The sequence below is a fragment of the Streptomyces sp. NPDC127100 genome (assembly GCF_042724095.1).
Classification (GTDB): domain Bacteria; phylum Actinomycetota; class Actinomycetes; order Streptomycetales; family Streptomycetaceae; genus Streptomyces.
Genome location: NZ_JBHXFL010000054.1, coordinates 24,291 through 43,482, shown reverse-complemented (window position 1 = coordinate 43,482; position 19,192 = coordinate 24,291). Strand labels below are relative to the sequence as shown.

The following is a 19,192-nucleotide window of genomic DNA, read 5'->3' as shown; positions in this document are numbered from 1 at the left end:
TAAGAGACAGGTTCGGCCGTTCCGGCCCCTCGGCCGGGGCAGCCCGGCCGAGAGGCCGGACGGGTGTCAGGGCGTGAACACCGCCGGCCTCGGCGCCGTCGCCATCCCGGCGCCGATGAAGAAGCTCGGGTGCGGCGGCTGGTTGTAGGCGGTGTTCTGCCAGGCCAGCGCCGTGCGGTACTGGGTGTCGTGCAGCAGGGTCGTGATGCGGGTGTCCGTGTCGTAGGGCGTGGAGTAGATGCGCAGGGCCTTGTTGTCGGTGGTCCGCCAGACGACTTCCTCGCGCCAGTCGCCGAGGATGTCGCCGGAGAGGACCGGTGTGGCCTTGGTGCCGTTGTTCGACGCGACGCCGGAGCCGGTGAGCAGGCGGGTGTCGCCGGAGGTGCCGTACTTGTCGACGCGGGTGCCGTCCAGGAGTTCGCGCACCGGGTCGCCGTCCCACCAGGACAGGAAGTTGGTGCTGGAGGGCTTGCGGCCGCTCACCACGGTGCCCTTCGGGTCGCGGACGCCGCTCTCGGCGGACGACCAGGACTCGGCGCCCGCGCTGCCGGACCAGATGTCGGCCGAGACGCCGCGGCCGTTGTCGCCGTTCGCGGGCGTGGACCAGATGATCCGGCCCGTGCGCGCGTCCGCCATCCAGGACGAGGGCTTCGAGCCGTCCTCGTCGACCTTGAACTCCTCCAGGCCCGCGCGGGACGGGTCGAGGTCCCCGACGTGCAGGGCGTCGCCGTGGCCGTTCTTCGTGGTCCACAGGGCGCTGCCGTTGTCGTCGACGGCCATGGCGCCGTAGACGATCTCGTCCCGGCCGTCGCCGTCGACGTCCGCGACGGACAGCTGGTGGTTGCCCTGGCCGTCGTAGCCCTTGCCGCTGTTGGTGGAGGAGTTGGTGTCGAACGTCCAGCGGCGGGTGAAGGAGCCGCCGCGCCAGTCCCAGGCGGCGACGACCGTCCGCGTGTAGTAACCGCGGGCCATGATCAGCGAGGGCCGGGAGCCGTCCAGGTACGCCGTGCCGGCCAGGAAGCGGTCGACGCGGTTGCCGTAGGAATCGCCCCAGGAGGAGACGGTGCCCCGGGCGGGGACGTAGTCGACGGTGCCCATGGCCCGGCCGGTCCGCCCGTCGAACATGGTCAGGTACTCGGGGCCGGACAGGACGTAGCCGGAGGAGTTGCGGTGGTCCGCCGAGGAACTGCCGATGACCGCGCCGGTGCCGTCCTTCGTGCCGTCGGCGGTCTTCATGGCGACCTCGGCCCTGCCGTCGCCGTCGTAGTCGTACACCTGGAACTGGGTGTAGTGGGCGCCGGAACGGATGTTGCGGCCCAGGTCGACGCGCCACAGGCGGGTGCCGTCGAGCCTCATGCCGTCGACGACCGTGTTGCCGGTGTAGCCGGACTGGGAGTTGTCCTTGGCGTTGCTGGGCTGCCACTTGAGGACGAGGTCGAGGGCGCCGTCGCCGTCGAGGTCGCCGACGGAGGCGTCGTTGGCCTCGTAGGTGTAGGCGACGCCGTCGGGCGTGGTGCCGCCGGCGGGCGGGCTGAGGGGGACGTCCTTGTAGCCGGCCCGGAACTGGATCGCGTGGACCGAGTCGGGCTGCTCGGTGCCGTTCACGACGGCACGGACCGTGTAGTCGGCCTGGGCGGGCGCGCCGGCGTGGAAGAAGGTGGTCGAGCGGGTGACGGGGGTGGAGTTGACCTTCGTGCCGGCCCGGTAGACGTTGAAGGCCACGTCGGCGGGGTCGGTGCCGAGCCAGCGCCAGCTCACGAGGTTGCCGTCGCCGGTGTGGACGCTGACCACACCTCGGTCGAGGGCCTCGGCCTGACGTGCGGTGGCGGCCTCCGCGGTGTCCGGGGCCAGCGTCGTCAGACCCGCGCCGACGAGGCCGGCGGCGGCGAGTGCCGCGGCCAGGACGAGGGGGCGTCTGCGGTGCTTGCGGGGGTGCCTCACGGGACGAACCTCCTGGGGGGCGGATGGGTTTCCGCCTCTCGGTCGCCGCCGGGGGCGCCCGGGTTGCCGCCCGGCGCGCCTACGCCTTCGCGAACGCCCTGAGGGTGAACACCGGGTCGGGTCGCGGCCGTTCCTGGTCGGGCAGGGCCGCGAGGCGGGCGGCGAAGCGGTCGGCGAGGTCCCCGCCCGGCGGCAGCGTGACGAACCAGCCGCGCCGCAGGTCGGCCACCGTACTGCGGGGACTGCGGCCCTGGCCGTGGCCGGTGAAGCGGGCCTCGCCGGCCGGTGTCAGGCCGTGGGCACGGGCGTACGCCTCGACGCGCCCGGCGGCGTCGCGGGCGGTGCTGGGCGGGCGGGAGGCGAGCACCGCGTCGATGTCGCTGCCCACGTTGTGCGCGGCTCCCTTGTCGACCGTCGTCACGTACACCCCGCCGGGCCGCAGCACGCGGGCGCACTCGCCCACGATGGTGCGCACGTCCTCGGCGCCGCGGGCCAGGTGCAGCAGCCACACGCTGCTCACGGCGTCGAACCCGCCGTCCCGGAAGGGCAGCCGGCGGCTGTCGGCCAGCACGACGGCGCCGGGCAGCCGGGCGGCGGCCCGGCGGGCCATCGCCGGGGCGAGGTCCGCGCCGGTCACGCGCAGGCCCGCCCGTCCGGCCGCGAGCCGGCCGGTGACGATGCCGGTGCCGCAGGCTACGTCGAGCAGGCCGCGGGCGTGCGGGGGCACGAGGCCCAGGACCGCCCGGGCGGCGGCTTCGGCGCGGGGCTCGCCGCCGCGCAGGGCGTCGTACCGTTCCGCTTCCTCGTCGTAGTCGAGCACTCCGTCAGTGTGCCCCGTGGCCCCCTGCCAGGTCCTCCACCCTGCGGGCGAGCTCGACGTCCTTCTCGGTGACGGCGCCGCCCACGCTGTGGGTGTTCACCGCCAGGGTCACGGTGTTGTAGCCGAGGGTCAGGTCCGAGTGGTGGTCGAGTTCCTCCTGCACCTGCGCGATGTGCACGACCATCGCGGTCGCCGCGAAGTGCGAGCCGAGGCGGTAGGCGCGGGTGAGGCGGTCCCCGTCGACGGACCAGCCCGGCAGCTCGGCCAGCCGCTCCTCGATCTCCTTCTGCGACAGCGGTTCCACGGGCATGGGCTGCGCTCCTCGTCTGCTGGCGTACGGGCACGGCGCCGTACGGCTCGGTTCCCCTCCCAGCCTGCCACAGCACGGCCGCCGCGGCCCTGGCCGGCGGCTCGGTGAGGCCGGGGTCCGCGGTCGGCTACCGTTCCGCGTATGACCGTACTCATGTCCGGTACCACCCCCACCGCCCAGGGCGTGGGTCCGCTGCTGCGGGCCTGGCGGGAGCGGCGGCGGATCAGCCAGCTGGAACTGTCGCTGCGCGCCGACTCGTCCGCCCGGCACATCAGCTTCATCGAGACGGGGCGTTCCCGGCCGAGCGAGGAGATGGTGCTGCGGCTCGCCGACCGGCTCGACGTCCCCATGCGCGAGCGCAACGCGCTGCTCCTCGCGGCGGGTTACGCCCCGCACTATCCCGAGACCCCGCTGGACGACCCGGCGCTGGACGCCCTGCGCGAGGGCATGGAGCGCCTGATCAGGGGCTACGAGCCGTATCCCGCGCTGGTGGTCGACGCGAGGTACGACGTGCTGGCCGCCAACCGGGGCATCGCGATGCTGATGGACGGCCTGCCCGAGCACCTGCTGGTGCCCCGGCCGAACGCGATGCGGCTCGCCCTGCACCCGGAGGGCCTGGCCCCGCGCATCCGCAACCTGCGCGAGTGGCGCGGGCACCTGCTGGAGCAGATGCGGCGGCAGATCGCCCTGGACCGTTCGCAGCCCCTGCGGGCCCTGTACGAGGAGGTCGCGGCCTACCCGGTGCCGGACGACGCCCCGGGCGAGGAACCGGACGAGCCGGTGCCGTACTTCGCGCTGCCGTTGCGGATCGAGCACGAGGGCCGGACGCTGTCGTTCATCTCGTCCATCTCCACCTTCAACACCCCGATGGACGTGACGGTCGCCGAGCTGGCCATCGAGACGCTGCTCCCGGCCGACCCGGCGACGGTGAAGTACCTTCACACGCTCATGTCCTGACGCCCCTTCAGCGCCGCGTACTGCAGCAGCGCGAAGCCCGCGACGACGAGCGCCTGGAGCACCGTCCACACCGCGCCGGCCGTGGTGGGCGAGAGCCAGAGGGCCAGGGCGGCGACACTCAGCGCCGACCAGGCCAGGTTGGCCTCCACCACGGCACGCACCGCGAGGGCGGGAGGCCGCCGGCGCGCGGCCAGCAGGCCCACGGCCGTCGCGTACACGGCGAGGAACGCGCCGAGGCCGAGCAGCAGCCCGGAGCCGGCCCCGAGGAAGCGGCCCAGCGGCCCGGACAGGGCGAGGTAGGCGAGCGCGTTGGTGCCGGTCACGGCCGCGTCGAGGGCCAGGAAGCGGCGGAGCACGAGCTGGGGCTCGAAGGTGCGGGCGAGTACGGCGAGCTGGTTCGTGGACATGGCGGGTCACCCTCCGTCGGGACAGGCGCGGCTGCGGGGGACCGGGGGCCGGGCCGGAGTGCGCCGGTCCGGCCCCCGGTGTGCTCTCCACGATCCCGCCCGGACGGGCGACGGTCGATTACCCGAGGGGTAATGCCGCCGCCGCACCCCGCACCCTGTGAGGCCGGCGACGGGACATGGCAGACTGCGGGCAGACTTGGGCGCGTTGGGGAGGCGTGGCGTGAGTGAGCGGCGGGTGGCACCCACCGTGGGCCAGGTGGTGCTCGGCAAGCGCCTCCAGGAACTGCGGGAGACGGCGGGCCTGAAACGCGAGGAGGCCGCCAAGGTCCTCCGGGTGGCCCCGGCGACCGTACGGCGCATGGAAATGGCCGAGGTCGCGCTGAAAATACCGTACGTCCAGATCCTGTTGTCGGAGTACGGCGTACCCGACGACGAGGTCGCGGCGTTCGTCGCGCTGGCCGAGGAGGCCAACCGGCCGGGCTGGTGGCAGCGCTACACCGACGTGCTGCCGGACTGGTTCAGTCTGTACGTGAGCCTGGAGGGCGCGGCACGGATCGTCCGCTCCTACGAACCGCACTTCGTGCCCGGCCTGCTCCAGACCGAGGACTACGCGCGCGCGGTCCTGGACGACGGGACGATCGGGACCGAGGGACGCGAGGCCGTCGAGCGGCACGTGGCCCTGCGCATGGAACGGCAGCGGCTGCTGGACCGGCCGGACCCGCCGCACCTGTGGGTGATCATGGACGAGACGGTGCTGCGGCGCCCGGTGAGCATCCACGGCCGGGTGATGCGCGGACAGCTCGACCGGCTGCTGGAGTTCGCCGCCCGGGACCGGGTGACCCTCCAGGTCGCCGAGTTCGGGGCCGGTCCGCACCCGGGGACGTACGCCCCGTTCACCCTGTTCCGCTTCGCCGAGCCGGAGCTGCCCGACCTGGTCTTCACCGAGTACCTGACCGGCGCGCTGTACCTGGACTCCCGCCAGGAGGTCTCCACGCACCTGGAGGTCCTGGACCACATGGCGGCGCGTGCCGCCTCTACCCAGCGCACCGAGAAGATCCTGCGGGAGTACCGCGAGAACTACTGACCGGCCACCGACACCGCTTCGAGGGAGAAGACCGCGCATGACCGGATCCGACGCCGCCGCCACCCCGATCGACACCAGCAGGCCGCACCCGGCCCGCGTCTACGACTGGTGGCTGGGCGGCAAGGACAACTACCCCGTGGACGAGGAGCTGGCCCGGAAGATCCTCGCCACGGACGACACCGCGGTGCGCGGGGCGCGCGCCAACCGCCGGTTCATGCAGCGGGCGGTCCGCACGGTCGCCGAGGCCGGCATCCGCCAGTTCCTGGACATCGGCACGGGCATCCCCACCGAGCCCAACCTGCACCAGGTGGCCCAGGGCGTCGCACCCGAGGCGCGGGTGGTGTACGCCGACAACGACCCGATCGTGCTCCGGCACGCCGAGGCGCTGCTGCACGGCTCGGCGGAGGGCAGCACGGACTACGTCCACGCGGACGTCCGGGACCCGGACACCATCCTGCGGCTGGCCGGGGAGAGCCTGGACCTCGGGCGGCCCGTCGCCCTGTCGCTGGTGGCCCTGACGCACTACCTCGGGGACGCGGTGGACGGCGACGACGCGCACGGTCTGCTGAAGCGGTACGTCGACGCCCTCGCGCCGGGCAGCCACCTGATCGTCTCGCAGGTCACGCCCGACCTGAACCCGGAGGCGGTCGGGCGGGCCGCCGGGCTGTTCGCCCGCAGCGGCACGCCGTTCTACCCCCGCTCGCTCGCCGAGTTCACGCGGTTCTTCGACGGTCTGGAGCTGTTGGGCCCCGGCATCATCCCGGTGACCGGATGGCGGCCGGACCCCGAGGACGTGGCGGCCCAGACGGAGGGCATCGTCCCGGTGTACGCGGGGGTGGCGCGCAAGCCCTGAGCGGTTCCCACGCCGCGCGCCCTGACCCGTACGGGCGCCGCGGACGGGTGGGCGGTCCCCGCGGCGCCTAGGTTCGCAACCAGGCGAGCAAGGGAGCGCACGTGACCGACACGCGGACACCGCCCACCGAGCCGGGCGCGGCGCTGCTGCGTGCGGGCCGCTTCTTCCGGCCCGGCACCGCCGCCCGCGACCTGCACAGCATCGGGCTGGTCGGCGGCCGGGAGTCGGACGCGTTCTACCGGGACCGCTGGAGCCACGACAAGGTCGTGACCTCCACACACGGCGTGAACTGCACCGGCTCCTGCCGCTGGAACGTGTTCGTCAAGGACGGCATCATCACCTGGGAGACCCAGGCGACGGACTATCCGTCGGTCGGCCCGGACCGACCCGAGTACGAGCCGCGCGGCTGTCCCCGGGGCGCCGCGTTCTCCTGGTACACGTACTCGCCGACCCGGGTGCGCCACCCCTACGTGCGCGGCGTGCTGCTGGACATGTACCGGGAGGCCCGGGCCCGGCTCGGGGACCCGGTGCTGGCGTGGGCCGACATCCAGGGCGACCCGGAGCGCCGACGGCGCTACCAGCGGGCGCGCGGCAAGGGCGGCCTGGTCCGGGCGAGCTGGGACGACGCGGTGGAGATGGTCGCGGCGGCCCACGTCCACACCATCGCGACCCAGGGGCCCGACCGGATCGCCGGGTTCTCCCCGATCCCGGCGATGTCGATGGTGTCGCACGCCGCCGGTGCCCGCTTCCACTCCCTCATCGGCGCCCCGATGCTGTCGTTCTACGACTGGTACGCCGACCTGCCGGTGGCCTCCCCACAGGTCTTCGGCGACCAGACGGACGTGCCGGAGTCGGGCGACTGGTGGGACGCGGCGTATCTGATCATGTGGGGCACGAACGTCCCGGTGACCCGCACGCCGGACGCGCACTGGATGGCGGAGGCCCGCTACCGGGGCCAGAAGGTGGTCGTCGTCGCGCCCGACTACGCCGACAACGCCAAGTTCGCCGACCAGTGGCTGCATCCGCACCCGGGCACGGACGCGGCGCTGGCGCTGGCGATGGGGCACGTGGTCCTCAGGGAGTTCTTCGTCGACCGGGTCACGCCCTTCTTCGACGACTACGTTCGGCGCTTCACCGACCTGCCGTTCCTGGTGACCCTGTCCGAACGGGACGGCGCGTACGTGCCGGCGAAGTTCCTGCGGGCCGCCGACCTGGGACAGCAGGGGCAGGACGCGGCCTGGAAGACGGTCGTGCTGGACGAGGCGACGGGCCGCGCGGTGGTGCCGGGCGGCTCGCTGGGCTTCCGCTGGAACGAGGCCGACCGGGGCAGGTGGAACCTGGACCTCGGTGACGTGCGCCCCCGGCTCGGCCTGCACGGCCACGAGGCCGCCGCGGGCGTCGAGGTGCTGCTGCCGCGCTTCGACACCGAGGGCGGCGCCCACGGCCAGGGCCGCGGCGACGTCGTACGGCGGGGCGTGCCGGCGGTCCGCCTGGGCGGGGCGGACGGGCCGCTGGTGACGACCGTGTTCGACCTGCTGCTGGCCCAGTACGGGGTGGCCCGCGACGGGGTGCCGGGCGACTGGCCGGCGTCGTACGAGGACGCGGACGCGCCCGGCACCCCCGCCTGGCAGGAGACGCACACCTCGGTGCCGGCGGCGACCTGCGTGCGGATCGCCCGGGAGTTCGCGCGGACCGCCGAGCGCTCCAAGGGCCGCTGCATGATCCTCATGGGCGCGGGCACCAACCACTGGTTCCACTCGGAGACGATCTACCGGGCCTTCCTCGCGCTGCTCCAGCTGACCGGCTGCCAGGGCCGCAACGGCGGCGGCTGGGCGCACTACGTGGGCCAGGAGAAGTGCCGGCCGGTCACCGGCTGGGCGGCGCTGGCCGCCGCGTCGGACTGGTCGCGGCCGCCGCGCCAGATGATCGGCACGGCGTACTGGTACCTGAACACCGACCAGTTCCGCTACGACCGCTTCGGTGCCGACGTCCTGGCCTCGCCGCTGGGCGAGGGGCGGCTCGCGGGGATGACGGCCGCGGACTGTCTGGCGCTGTCGGCGCGGACGGGCTGGATGCCCTCGTACCCGACCTTCGACCGCAACCCGCTGGAGCTGGGCGGGACCGACGGCGACCCGGTGGCGAACGCGGTGGCCGAACTGCGCGCGGGCACACTGAGGTTCGCCTGCGAGGACCCGGACGCGCCGGAGAACTGGCCGCGGATCGTGACGCTCTGGCGGGCCAACCTGCTCGGTTCGTCGGCGAAGGGCGCCGAGTACTTCACCCGGCACCTGCTGGGCACGCACTCCTCGCTGCGCGCCGAGGAGGCGGCGCCGGACGAGCGGCCGCGGGACGTGAGGTGGCGCGAGGAGGCGCCGGAGGGGAAGGTCGACCTGCTGGTGTCGCTGGACTTCCGGCACACCTCCTCCACGCTGCTGTCCGACGTCGTGCTGCCGGCCGCGACCTGGTACGAGAAGCACGACCTGTCCAGCACCGACATGCACCCCTACGTGCACGCGTTCTCGCCGGCCGTGGACCCGCCGTGGCAGGCGCGCACCGACTTCGAGACGTTCAAGGAGCTGGCCGAGAAGCTGAGCGAGCTGGCCGTCGGCCGTCTCGGAGTCCGCAGGGACCTGGTCGCGACGGCGCTCCAGCACGACACCCCGGGCGAGATCGCCCAGTCGGGCGGCGTCGTACGGGACTGGCGGCGCGGGGAGTGCGACCCGGAGCCGGGCAGGACCATGCCGAACCTGACCGTGGTGGAGCGGGACTACACGGCGATCGGCGCGAAGTTCGCGGCGCTGGGACCGCTGGTGGAGGACAAGGGGCTGCCCGCCAAGGGCATCACCCTGAGGCCGGACGAGGAGGTCGAGCGGCTGCGGCACATGAACGGCGCGGTGCGCGGCGGCCCGGCCGACGGGCGCCCCGCGCTGGACACCGCGGTGAAGGCCGCCGACACCATCCTGGCCCTGTCCGGCACCACCAACGGACGCCTCGCCACGCAGGGTTTCCGCACCCTGGAGGAGAGGACCGGGCAGGAGATGGCCCACCTGGCCGCCGAGCACGAGGGCAGACGGGTCACGTACGCGGACACCCAGGCGGCGCCCGTGCCGGTGATCACCTCGCCGGAGTGGTCGGGCAGCGAGGCCGGCGGGCGGCGGTACACGGCGTTCACCCTCAACACCGAGCACCTCAAGCCGTGGCACACCCTCACCGGGCGCCAGCACTTCTTCCTCGACCACGACTGGATGCACGAGCTGGGCGAGGCGCTGCCGGTGTACCGGCCGCCGCTGGACATGAGCCGGCTGTTCGGCGAGCCGCGGCTCGGCCCGGACGGACACCGCGAGGTGACGGTCCGCTACCTCACCCCGCACAACAAGTGGTCCATCCACTCCGAGTACCAGGACAACCTGTTCATGCTGGCGCTGTCCCGGGGCGGGCAGACCATCTGGATGGCGCCCGAGGACGCGGACGCCATCGGTGTGTCCGACGACGACTGGATCGAGGCGGTCAACCGCAACGGCGTGGTCGTGGCCCGCGCGATCGTCTCGCACCGCATGCCGCCCGGCACGGTCTACATGCACCACGCGCAGGAGCGCACGGTCAACGTGCCGCTCACCGAGACGACCGGAAAGCGCGGCGGCATCCACAACTCCCTCACCCGCCTGCTCCTGAAGCCGACCCATCTCATCGGCGGTTACGCCCAGTTGTCCTGGGCGTTCAACTACCTGGGGCCGACGGGCAACCAGCGCGACGAGGTCACGGTGATCCGCCGCCGCGGCCAGGAGGTCGAGTACTGATGCGTCCGATGGCCCAGATCGCGATGGTCATGAACCTCGACAAGTGCATCGGCTGCCACACCTGCTCGGTCACCTGCAAGCAGGCGTGGACCAACCGGCGGGGCATGGAGTACGTCTGGTTCAACAACGTCGAGACCCGGCCCGGCCAGGGCTACCCCCGCCGCTACGAGGACCAGGAGAAGTGGCGGGGCGGCTGGGAGCTCAACCGGCGGGGCGCGCTGCGGCTGAAGGCGGGCGGCCGGTTCAGGAAGCTCGCCGGCATCTTCTCCAACCCGAGGCTGCCCGAGATCAAGGACTACTACGAGCCCTGGACCTACGACTACAAGAACCTCACCGACGCCCCGCTCGGCGACGACTACCCGGTGGCGCGGCCCGTCTCGCAGCTCGACGGCAAGCCGATGAAGATCGGCTGGTCCTCCAACTGGGACGACAACCTGGGCGGCGCCCCCGCCTGGGGCGACCTGGACCCGATGGTGGAGCGCACCCGCCGGGAGGCCTCGGACAAGGTGCGGTTCGCGTACGAGCAGACCTTCATGTTCTACCTGCCGCGCATCTGCGAGCACTGCCTCAACCCGTCGTGCGTGGCGTCCTGTCCGTCCGGGGCGATGTACAAGCGGTCGGAGGACGGCGTCGTCCTGGTCGACCAGGACCGCTGCCGGGGCTGGCGGATGTGCGTGACGGGGTGCCCGTACAAGAAGGTGTACTTCAACCACCGCACCGGCAAGGCCGAGAAGTGCACCCTGTGCTACCCGCGCATCGAGGTGGGCCTGCCGACGGTCTGCTCGGAGACCTGCGTGGGCCGGCTGCGCTACCTCGGGGTCGTGCTGTACGACGCCGACAAGGTGACCGGGGCCGCGTCCACACCGAACGAACGGGACCTGTACGAGGCGCAGCTGGGGGTCCTCCTCGACCCCGGGGACCCCGAGGTGCGCCGGGCGGCCGAGGCCGCGGGGATCCCGCACGACTGGCTGGAGGCGGCCCGCCGCTCCCCCGTGCACGCGCTGGTGAGCACGTACCGGGTGGCGCTGCCGCTGCATCCCGAGTTCCGCACCCTGCCGATGGTCTGGTACATCCCGCCGCTGTCGCCGGTGGTGGACGCGCTGACGGAGACCGGGCACGACGGCGAGGACGCGGACAACCTGTTCGGGGCGATCGACACGCTGCGCATCCCGCTGGAGTACCTGGCGGAGCTGTTCACCGCGGGCGACGTCGCCCCGGTGCGGGCGTCCCTGGAGAAGCTGGCCGCGATGCGCTCCCACATGCGGGCGGTCAACCTCGGCGAGGCCCCCGACCCGTCGGTGGCGGACGCCGTCGGCATGACGCCGACCGCGGTCGAGGACATGTACCGGCTGCTGGCGATCGCCAAGTACGAGGAGCGGTACGTCATCCCCACGGCCGCCGTCGGGGACGCGCGGCGGCTGGAGGAGTCCGCGCTGCCGGACACGTGCAGCCTGGACGTGGACGGCGGCCCCGGCATGGGCGGCGACGGCCCGTTCGGCCAGGACTCGGGACGCCGGCGGCTGCCGCTGGTGCCGGTGGAGAACTTCCACATCCTGCGCCGGCGGCAGACCGCGGACGACGAGAGGGAGGTGTGATGCCCGGCTTCGAGGTCCTGTACCAGGCGGCGGCGCTCTGCCTGACCTACCCCGACGACGACTTCCGCGCCCGGCTGCCCCTGCTGCGCGAGGCCGCGCCGCAGCTGCGGGAGTTCACCGACCACGCGGCGGTGACGCCGCAGGGCGCACTCCAGGCGCACTACGTGGAGGTCTTCGACTTCAGGAACCGGCACAGCCTGTACCTGAGCTGGTGGACCGACGGCGACACCCGGCGGCGCGGCATGTCGCTGGTCCGTTTCAAGGAGCTCTACCGCGCCCACGGCCTGGAGTTCACCGGCGAGGAGCTGCCCGACTTCCTGCCGGCCGTGCTGGAGTTCACCTCGCGCACCGGCGACCTGGGCCTGCTGGTCGGGCACCGCGACGCCCTCGGCGAGCTGCGCTCCCGGCTCACCGCCTTCGGCACGCCGTACGCGCACGTCCTGGACGCCGTGTGCGCCACCCTGCCGCCCGCACCGACCGGAGCACGCCGATGACCGTCTTCCTCTGGGGCGTCCTGCCCTACGCCGCGTTCGCCCTGCTCGTCGCCGGCCTCGTCTGGCGGCACCGCTACGACCGGTTCGGCTGGACCACCCGCTCGTCCCAGGTCTACGAGTCGAGGCTGCTGAACATCGCCTCGCCGGTGTTCCACTACGGCATCCTGTTCGTGCTCGCCGGCCACCTGATCGGGCTGTTCGTCCCGGCGTCGTGGACGCGGGCGGTCGGCGTCGACGAGCACGCGTACCACCTGTTCTCGCTGTACGGCGGCACCCTCGCCGGAGCGCTCGCGGTCGCCGGGATCGGCCTGCTGGTCTACCGGCGCCGGACCAACGCGCCGGTCTTCCGCGCCACCACGGCCAACGACAAGGTCATGTACGTCTTCCTGCTCGGCGCCATCGTGCTCGGCATGGTCGCCAAGCTCTCCGACACCTCCGGCAACGGCTACGACTACCGCGGCACCGTCGCCCCCTGGGCGCGGAGCCTGTTCACCCTGCACCCGGACACGGGGCTGATGGAGGGGGTGCCGGTGCTGTACCACGTGCACGCGGTGATCGGGATGGTGCTGATCGCGCTGGTGCCGTACACCCGGCTGGTGCACATGTTCAGCGCCCCGGTGCAGTACCTGTTCCGGCCGTACGTGGTGTACCGGTCGCGCGACCCCAGGCAGCTGGGGCCGCGCCCGGACCGGCCGGGGTGGGAGCGGGCCGGGTCGTAGCAGGCCGCCGGGCCCGGCTCCCGGGGGTCAGGCGAGCTTGGCCGACAGGGTGATGGTCGTGCCGGTGAGGGCCTGGCTGACCGGGCAGTTCTTCTTGGCGTCCTCGGCGGCGGCGACGAACGCGTCGTTGTCGATGCCGGGGACGGTGCCCTCCACGGTGAGGTGGATGCCCTTGATGCCCTCACCCGGCTGGAAGGTGACGTCGGCCGAGGTGGTCAGCTTGGTGGGCGGGGTGCCGGCGCCGGCCAGGCCGTGCGACAGCGCCATCGAGAAGCAGCTGGAGTGGGCGGCGGCGATCAGCTCCTCCGGGCTGGTCTTGCCGTTCGCCTGCTCGGCGCGCGACGGCCACGACACCGGCTGCTCGCCGATGCCGGACGAGTCGAAGGTGACGACGCCGCTGCCCTCGAGCAGGTTGCCTTCCCAGACGGTGTGTGCGGAGCGCGTGGTTGCCACGACGAGTCCTTTCCGGATTCCCTTGCGGTACTGGGGTGGTGGGATCCCGTGCCCGGGTTCCCACCCCCATCCGATCACACTCCGGCCCGGCTCACCCGGAAGACCGGTCCCCGCGCAGCAGGTCTACCGAGCTGGCGGGACCGGCCTGCCGCTGCCGCCGGGCTGCCATCACCGCGTAGACCAGGACTCCCGCGAACAGGAACAGCACGCCCTGGTAGACCGCCGCGTAGCCGGCGCCCGCGACCAGCCACAGGGAGAACGCGGCCGCCACGGAGGCGATCACGGCGTCGCGCACCAGCCGGGCGCGGTTCACGCGCTCGCCCTGTCCGGAGAGCAGGTGGTAGAGCTGCGCGGCGGTGGCCAGCAGGTAGGGCACGGTCGCGGTGAAGGTGGTGACGAGGACCAGGACCTCGAAGACCTTCGCCGAGCCGGACGTGTAGTTGTAGACGGTGAGGAGGGAGGCCAGGACGACGGTGACGCCGACGCCGACGGTGGGGACACCGCGCCGCTTGCGGGCGAAGGCGGCGGGGAACAGTCCGTCGCGGGCCGCCGCGTACGGGGTCTGGGCGCTGAGCAGCGTCCAGCCGTTGAGGCAGCCGGTCATCGACACCAGGGCGGCGAGCGCGACGGCCCAGCCGCCCCAGGCGCCGCCGAACATGGCGTTCACGGCGTCGGAGAAGGGGGCGGTGGATCCGGCCAGGCGGTCGTGGGCGACGGTGCCGAAGACGGAGAGGGTGCCGAGCAGGTAGACGAGCGCGGCGCCCGCGGTGCCGATGACCGTGGCCCGGCCGACCGTGCGGCGCGGGTCCTTCACCTCGCCGGCGCTGACCGCGGCGGACTCCACGCCGAGGTAGGAGAAGAGCAGGATCGCGGCGGCGGCGGAGACCGCGCCGATGCCGCTGCCGCCGCTCGCGTTGAAGGGGCCGAGGTTGTCCGGGTCGAAGAAGAACAGTCCGCCGACCGCGACGAGCAGCAGCGGCGCGAACTTCAGCACGGTGGACACCAGCTGGACGGCGCCGACGTAGCGGGTGCCGGCGAAGTTGGCGAGCGCCGGCAGCCACTGGATGACGAGCGCGGCCAGGCACGCGGTCCAGCGGTGTCCGTTGACCGGGATCAGGACGTCGAGGTAGCCGACGGCGGCGACGGCGAGCGCGGCGTTGGACACCCAGGTGGTGATCCAGTACGCCCAGGCGGCGAGGAAGCCGGCGAAGTCCCCGAAGGCGCCGCGGGCGTAGACGTAGGGGCCGCCGGTGCGCGGGTCGCGGGCGGCGAGCCGGCCGAAGACCAGGGCGAGGGCGATCGCGCCGACGGTGAGCACGCCGAAGGCGAGCAGGCTGATGGTGCCGAACGGGGCGACGGAGGCGGGGAGCAGGAAGATGCCGCCGCCGATGATGTTGCCCATGACCAGGGCGGTGGCGACGGGCAGCCCGAAGCGGCGGGCGTGCTTGGTGCCGCCGGATTCCGGGGCGGGGGCGGCGGGGGTCTCCTGCGGAGCCGGAGCCGGTGGGGGGACGGTCCCGGGGACGTGCATGGGGTGGTACGCCTTCCTTGGAACTGGTGCCCGGGATCGCCGGGACGGCGTCCATGGTCCGGCACCGCCACGCATTGCTCCAAATCAGGCCGTTTTGTCCTGCGCGAGCCCCTCCGGGACCGCAAAAGGTGAGCCGTCGTGGCCCCGCGGCCGGGAATCGTCCAGCGGCACCTGCGGACCGTTGGACTCGCGCAGCCAGCGGCGGAGGATCCGGTGGACCTGCTCGGCGCCGACGACGTCCGCCCCCTCGCCGTCCGGCGCGGACAGGACGACGGGCGACAGCAGGAAGGCCCGGGACTGGGCGCCGCCGAGTCCGCCGTGGGAGCCGATCTGCTCCTCGAAGGCGAGGACCTCGCCGTCGGCCGGGTCGTGGAAGGAGTTGACCATGACGTCGGCGGTGTGCGGGAAGGTGTGCGTGCGGCGTACGGCGTCCGCGGCGCCGGGGCCGAACGGCGCGAGCGGGCCGGGGTCCTCGTCGAGCCGGTCCAGCGGGATCTCCGCGCCGCGCGCGCCGAGGACCAGGCCGCCGTGCTTCTCGCTGCGCACGAGCAGGAAGCCGACGCCGGGGTGGTTGGCGAGGGTGGGCAGCAGCGCCGGATGGCGGGCGTCGATCTCCTCGCGGCTCATCCGGTGCGGCACGTCCGGGAAGGAGACGAGGCCGAGGTTGCCGGAGGCCAGCACGACCGGCTCCGAGTGGCGGTCGGCGGCGGGACGGTGCTGCTCGCCGCTCTCCTCGACGGGCCGGTGCAGGGCGGCCCGTACGGCGGAGCGCGCCTCGGCGCCGCTGCGGGTGCGGCGCGCCCGGCGGGGCACGGGCAGTCCGCAGCCGGCCCGCACCAGGTCGGCGAGGGTGAGCCCGTAGCGGGCGCGGAAGGTCTCGCCGGGGCTCTGGCCGTGGTCGGACAGCACGACGATCCGGTACCGGCGGGGGGCGTGCTCGGCGACCTTCTCGATCAGCGCGAGGGCACGGTCGAGCCGCTGGAGGACCTTCGCGGCGTCCCGGCTCCGCGGTCCGGAGTGGTGCGCGACCTCGTCGTAGGCGACCAGGTCGGCGTAGACGGCGGTGCGTCCGGCGAGCATGTCGCCCATCACGGCGGCGACGACGACGTCCCGCTCGACGACGGTCGCGAAGGCCCGCACGAAGGGGTAGAGGCCGCCGCGGGAGACGCGCGGGCGGACCTTGCGGACGCGGGCGCGGGTGGACTGGCCGATCTCCCGGCCCACCTCGGCGACGAAGGACAGGGCGGTGCGGACCGCGTTGGCCGGGTCGGAGAAGTAGGCGAAGTAGCCGGACCGGGAGCGGTTCTCCGGGCTGCGGCGGCGGGTGGCTATGGACAGCACGAGGGCCTGCTCGTCGGCGCCGCCGCTGAACAGGTTGCCGCGGCTGGCGCCGTCGAAGGTGAGCAGTCCGCCGTCGCCGGTGTGTTCGATGGCCCGGCGCTGCAGGTCGGCGGCGCTGGTGGGGCGGTTGCAGACGACCACCTCGCCGCTGTCCTTCTCGTACCAGCGGAACGCCGGGACGTCGTGGTTGCTGCCGTGCAGGATGCCGAGCTGGCTGGCGCCGGTCTGGCTGGACCAGTCGGTGCGCCACGGGGCGAGCCGGTGGGTCGCGGAGGAGCCGTCTCGGCCGAGCCAGCGGGCGGCGGTGGGCATCAGACCCTCGTCGACCGCGTCCAGCAGCACGTCGTGGCCGACGCCGTCCAGTTGCAGGAAGACGGTGCCGGGGCCGGTCGGGCAGGGCGGGCCGGATCTGCGGCGGCGGTCGGCGAGCCGGTAGAGCCGGCGCCGGTAGGCGTCGTCGTCGCGCACGGCCAGGGCGCCGCCGGTGGCCGAGGCCACGGCGGACATCACGGCGGCCACCACCACGGCCGTCTCGGGGGCGACGCCGCCGCGCGCGGTCGGGTTCACGTCCAGGGCGAGGAGCAGCAGCCCGCCGTTGAGGAAGAAGACCAGCAGCCCGAGGACGAGCGCCGGCACCAGCAGCAGCAGCCGCACCAGCAGCGGCCACACCAGCGCCGAGAGCAGACCGAACGCGCCGGCGCCGACCGCGGCGGTGACCGCGATGTCGGTCGCGCTGTCGCCGTCGGGGGACTGGAGCCGGAAGTCGGGGAGGATCCCCGCCAGCACCAGCATGGTCACGGTGGAGACGGCCCACACCGCGATGCTCCGGCCGATCTGGCTGGCGCCCCGCCGCCAACGCCCTCCACCCACGCTCCGCACACCTCACGTCCCGGCCCGCAGTCCGCGCGGGCCCTCCCCACCCTGCCACAACGCTCCGGGACGCCTGTTTGTCCCCCCTGGTCCGGTTCACCCGGGACCCGCCCGATACCCGCGGGCGTCCGCCGTCAGCGGCCGTCGTACCCGGCCGTCGGCATGGACAGTCTGCGGTGCACGCACGCCTTCATCCGGGCGTCGTACGACGGTTCCTCGTGCCCCACCGTCTCCACCCGCACCCCGCGCCGCGCGCACTCCGCGGTGAACTCCTCCACGGAGGACAGCGCGCTCTCCAGCACCCGGCGGCTGGGCGCCACGAACACGTCCTGACCGGGGCGCACGCCGTCCCAGAGGGCGTCGTGGTCGGGCCGCAGGCCACGGACCAGCAGTTCCCGGGTGACCACGTAGCCCTGCTCGGCGGCCCAGCGCGCGCACATGGCGTGCTGGCTGCGGGAGTCGACGAGGAACGGATCGTCGTCCAGCTGCTCCAGCGGCGTCAGACTCGCGATCGCCGTCACGCGTAACGGCCTCATGGTGTCCCCCTCACCTCCCCTTTTCGCCGCCGACCCTACTCCTGGACGTAGGCTTCGGGGAGTCGCGCGAAGGAGGCAAAGAGGTGCCGGTGGAGCTCACGTGGTGGGGTCACGCCACCTGCACGGTCGAGGACTCGGACATACGTGTGCTCACCGACCCGCTGTTCGTCCGAAGACTGGCCCATCTGCGCCGCAGACGGGGCCCGGTGCCCTCGCCGGAGGCCCGGCGCGCGGACGTGACGCTCGTGTCCCATCTGCACGCCGACCATCTGCACGTGCCGTCGCTCGCGCGGCTCGCGCCGGGCACGCGCCTGCTCGTGCCCCGGGGCGCACGACGGGCGGTGCCGGGGCTGCGCCGGCTGGGGCACCTGAGGCTGACGGAGGTCGCGCCCGGCGACGAGACGACGGTCGGCGACCTGCGCATACGCGCCGTGCCCGCGCGGCACGACGGGCGGCGGCTGCCACTGGGCCCGCACCGCTCCCCCGCGCTCGGCTACGTCGTCGAGGGCGAGGGACGTACGTACTTCGCCGGGGACACCGGGCTGTTCGACGGGATGGAGAAGGAGGTCGGACCGGTCGACGCGGCGCTGCTGCCGGTCGGCGGGTGGGGGCCGTACCTCGGCGCGGACCACCTGGACGCCGGGCGGGCCGCCGAGGCGCTGGCCCGGCTGGCGCCGTCCGCGGCGGTGCCGGTGCACTACGGCACGTACTGGCCGATCGGGATGGACGCCGTGCGCCCCCACGAGTTCCACACGCCGGGCCACGAGTTCGTGCGCCTGTCGGCGCTGCGCGCGCCGGGCGTCGCGGTGCACCGGCTGGGGCACGGCGAGAGCATACGGGTGGAGGTCGCGAGGTGACCTTGCTGGGCACCGCCGTGACGAGCATCCCGACCGAGCCGACGCAGCAGGCGCTGGGCTATCCGTCGCTGTTCCTGCTGGTGCTGATCGGAGCGCTGGTGCCGGTGGTGCCGACCGGTGTGCTGGTGAGTTCGGCGGCCGTGGTGGCGATGCACCAGACGTTGCCGTTCTCGCTGCTGATGGTGTTCGCGACGGCGTCGCTGGCCGCGTTCTGCGGGGACATGACGCTGTACTGGCTGGGGCGACGGGGGGTCGGTTCGAAGAACGGCTCGCGCTGGCTCGAGGTGATCCGGTCCCGGGCGCCGGAGGACCGGCTGGAGCAGGCCCAGGAGAAGCTCGCCGACCACGACGTCGCGGTGCTCGTGCTGTCCCGGCTGGTGCCGGCCGGCCGGATCCCGGTGATGCTGGCCTGTCTGCTGGCCGAGTGGCCGTCGCGCCGTTTCGCCAGGGGCAACCTGCCCGCGTGCCTGGCCTGGGCGGTGACGTACCAGCTGATCGGGATTCTGAGCGGCTCGCTGTTCAGCGAGCCGTGGGAGGGCGTGGCCGCCGCGATCGCGCTCACGGTGCTGGTGAGCGCGGCGCCGAGCGCGTGGCGCCGCCTGCGGGGGCCGGCGAAGGCCTAGGGGG

General features: G+C 73.4%; 17 protein-coding genes. 9 read left to right on the top strand and 8 right to left on the bottom strand.

The features are described 5' to 3' along the window. Positions 1–66: 66 nt before the first annotated feature. The 3 genes from ACFWJB_RS31715 to ACFWJB_RS31705 form a co-directional block, all read right to left on the bottom strand. Positions 67–1,941, bottom strand: coding sequence for a rhamnogalacturonan lyase (locus tag ACFWJB_RS31715; RefSeq protein WP_385462881.1), 1,875 nt, complete (start codon positions 1,939–1,941; stop codon positions 67–69). A gap of 79 nt (positions 1,942–2,020) precedes the next feature. Beyond that, positions 2,021–2,761 (bottom strand): class I SAM-dependent methyltransferase, encoded by a 741-nt coding sequence (locus tag ACFWJB_RS31710; protein WP_385462883.1) that lies wholly within the window; start codon positions 2,759–2,761, stop codon positions 2,021–2,023. Positions 2,762–2,765: 4 nt separating this feature from the next. Next, on the bottom strand, positions 2,766–3,071 hold the full coding sequence (locus ACFWJB_RS31705) for a 4a-hydroxytetrahydrobiopterin dehydratase (RefSeq protein ID WP_385462886.1): 306 nt from the start codon (positions 3,069–3,071) through the stop codon (positions 2,766–2,768). A gap of 141 nt (positions 3,072–3,212) precedes the next feature. Here ACFWJB_RS31705 and ACFWJB_RS31700 point away from each other — a divergent pair, with 141 nt between their 5' ends. Further along, the gene (locus ACFWJB_RS31700) at positions 3,213–4,028 is read left to right on the top strand and encodes a helix-turn-helix domain-containing protein (protein WP_385462888.1); all 816 of its coding nucleotides are present in this window, start codon (positions 3,213–3,215) and stop codon (positions 4,026–4,028) included. Here the strand turns inward: ACFWJB_RS31700 and ACFWJB_RS31695 are convergent. Next, positions 4,010–4,435: a hypothetical protein gene (locus ACFWJB_RS31695; protein WP_381843615.1), complete on the bottom strand. Its 426-nt coding sequence runs from the start codon at positions 4,433–4,435 to the stop codon at positions 4,010–4,012. The two genes, ACFWJB_RS31700 and ACFWJB_RS31695, sit on opposite strands and share 19 nt — an antisense overlap. 220 nt (positions 4,436–4,655) lie before the next feature. Between ACFWJB_RS31695 and ACFWJB_RS31690 the strand changes: the two genes are divergently transcribed. The 6 genes from ACFWJB_RS31690 (at position 4,656) to narI (ending at position 12,977) form a co-directional block, all read left to right on the top strand. After that, positions 4,656–5,519, top strand: coding sequence for a helix-turn-helix transcriptional regulator (locus ACFWJB_RS31690; protein WP_385462892.1), 864 nt, complete (start codon positions 4,656–4,658; stop codon positions 5,517–5,519). 37 nt (positions 5,520–5,556) lie between these two features. Beyond that, on the top strand, positions 5,557–6,372 hold the full coding sequence (locus ACFWJB_RS31685; RefSeq protein ID WP_385462896.1) for an SAM-dependent methyltransferase: 816 nt from the start codon (positions 5,557–5,559) through the stop codon (positions 6,370–6,372). 101 nt (positions 6,373–6,473) lie between these two features. After that, the gene (locus ACFWJB_RS31680) at positions 6,474–10,169 is read left to right on the top strand and encodes a nitrate reductase subunit alpha (RefSeq protein ID WP_386926520.1); all 3,696 of its coding nucleotides are present in this window, start codon (positions 6,474–6,476) and stop codon (positions 10,167–10,169) included. Further along, positions 10,169–11,764, top strand: coding sequence for a nitrate reductase subunit beta (narH, locus tag ACFWJB_RS31675; protein ID WP_386926518.1), 1,596 nt, complete (start codon positions 10,169–10,171; stop codon positions 11,762–11,764). The genes ACFWJB_RS31680 and narH overlap by 1 nt, the downstream gene beginning before the upstream one ends. After that, on the top strand, positions 11,764–12,258 hold the full coding sequence (narJ, locus tag ACFWJB_RS31670) for a nitrate reductase molybdenum cofactor assembly chaperone (protein WP_386926516.1): 495 nt from the start codon (positions 11,764–11,766) through the stop codon (positions 12,256–12,258). The genes narH and narJ overlap by 1 nt, the downstream gene beginning before the upstream one ends. Next, on the top strand, positions 12,255–12,977 hold the full coding sequence (narI, locus tag ACFWJB_RS31665; RefSeq protein WP_385462907.1) for a respiratory nitrate reductase subunit gamma: 723 nt from the start codon (positions 12,255–12,257) through the stop codon (positions 12,975–12,977). Before narJ ends, narI begins: the two co-directional genes overlap by 4 nt. 27 nt (positions 12,978–13,004) lie before the next feature. Here narI and ACFWJB_RS31660 read toward each other — a convergent pair whose 3' ends face one another. The 4 genes from ACFWJB_RS31660 to ACFWJB_RS31645 form a co-directional block, all read right to left on the bottom strand. Next, positions 13,005–13,430 carry an OsmC family protein gene (locus ACFWJB_RS31660; RefSeq protein WP_161163892.1) on the bottom strand — a complete coding sequence of 142 codons (426 nt, stop codon included), beginning with the start codon at positions 13,428–13,430 and terminating at the stop codon, positions 13,005–13,007. 91 nt (positions 13,431–13,521) lie between these two features. Beyond that, positions 13,522–14,961, bottom strand: a complete 1,440-nt coding sequence (locus ACFWJB_RS31655) for an amino acid permease (protein WP_386926513.1) — start codon at positions 14,959–14,961, stop codon at positions 13,522–13,524. 84 nt (positions 14,962–15,045) lie between these two features. Beyond that, entirely contained in the window at positions 15,046–17,172 is a 2,127-nt protein-coding gene (locus ACFWJB_RS31650) for a phage holin family protein (RefSeq protein WP_385462914.1), read from the bottom strand. A 134-nt stretch (positions 17,173–17,306) separates the two neighbouring features. Then, complete coding sequence (locus ACFWJB_RS31645) at positions 17,307–17,708, bottom strand: hypothetical protein (protein ID WP_385462917.1); 402 nt, start codon at positions 17,706–17,708, stop codon at positions 17,307–17,309. Positions 17,709–17,791: 83 nt separating this feature from the next. Here ACFWJB_RS31645 and ACFWJB_RS31640 point away from each other — a divergent pair, with 83 nt between their 5' ends. Both ACFWJB_RS31640 and ACFWJB_RS31635 read left to right on the top strand, forming a co-directional pair. Continuing rightward, positions 17,792–18,565 (top strand): MBL fold metallo-hydrolase, encoded by a 774-nt coding sequence (locus tag ACFWJB_RS31640; protein ID WP_386926510.1) that lies wholly within the window; start codon positions 17,792–17,794, stop codon positions 18,563–18,565. Further along, positions 18,562–19,188 (top strand): DedA family protein, encoded by a 627-nt coding sequence (locus ACFWJB_RS31635; RefSeq protein ID WP_385462923.1) that lies wholly within the window; start codon positions 18,562–18,564, stop codon positions 19,186–19,188. The genes ACFWJB_RS31640 and ACFWJB_RS31635 overlap by 4 nt, the downstream gene beginning before the upstream one ends. Positions 19,189–19,192: the final 4 nt, after the last annotated feature.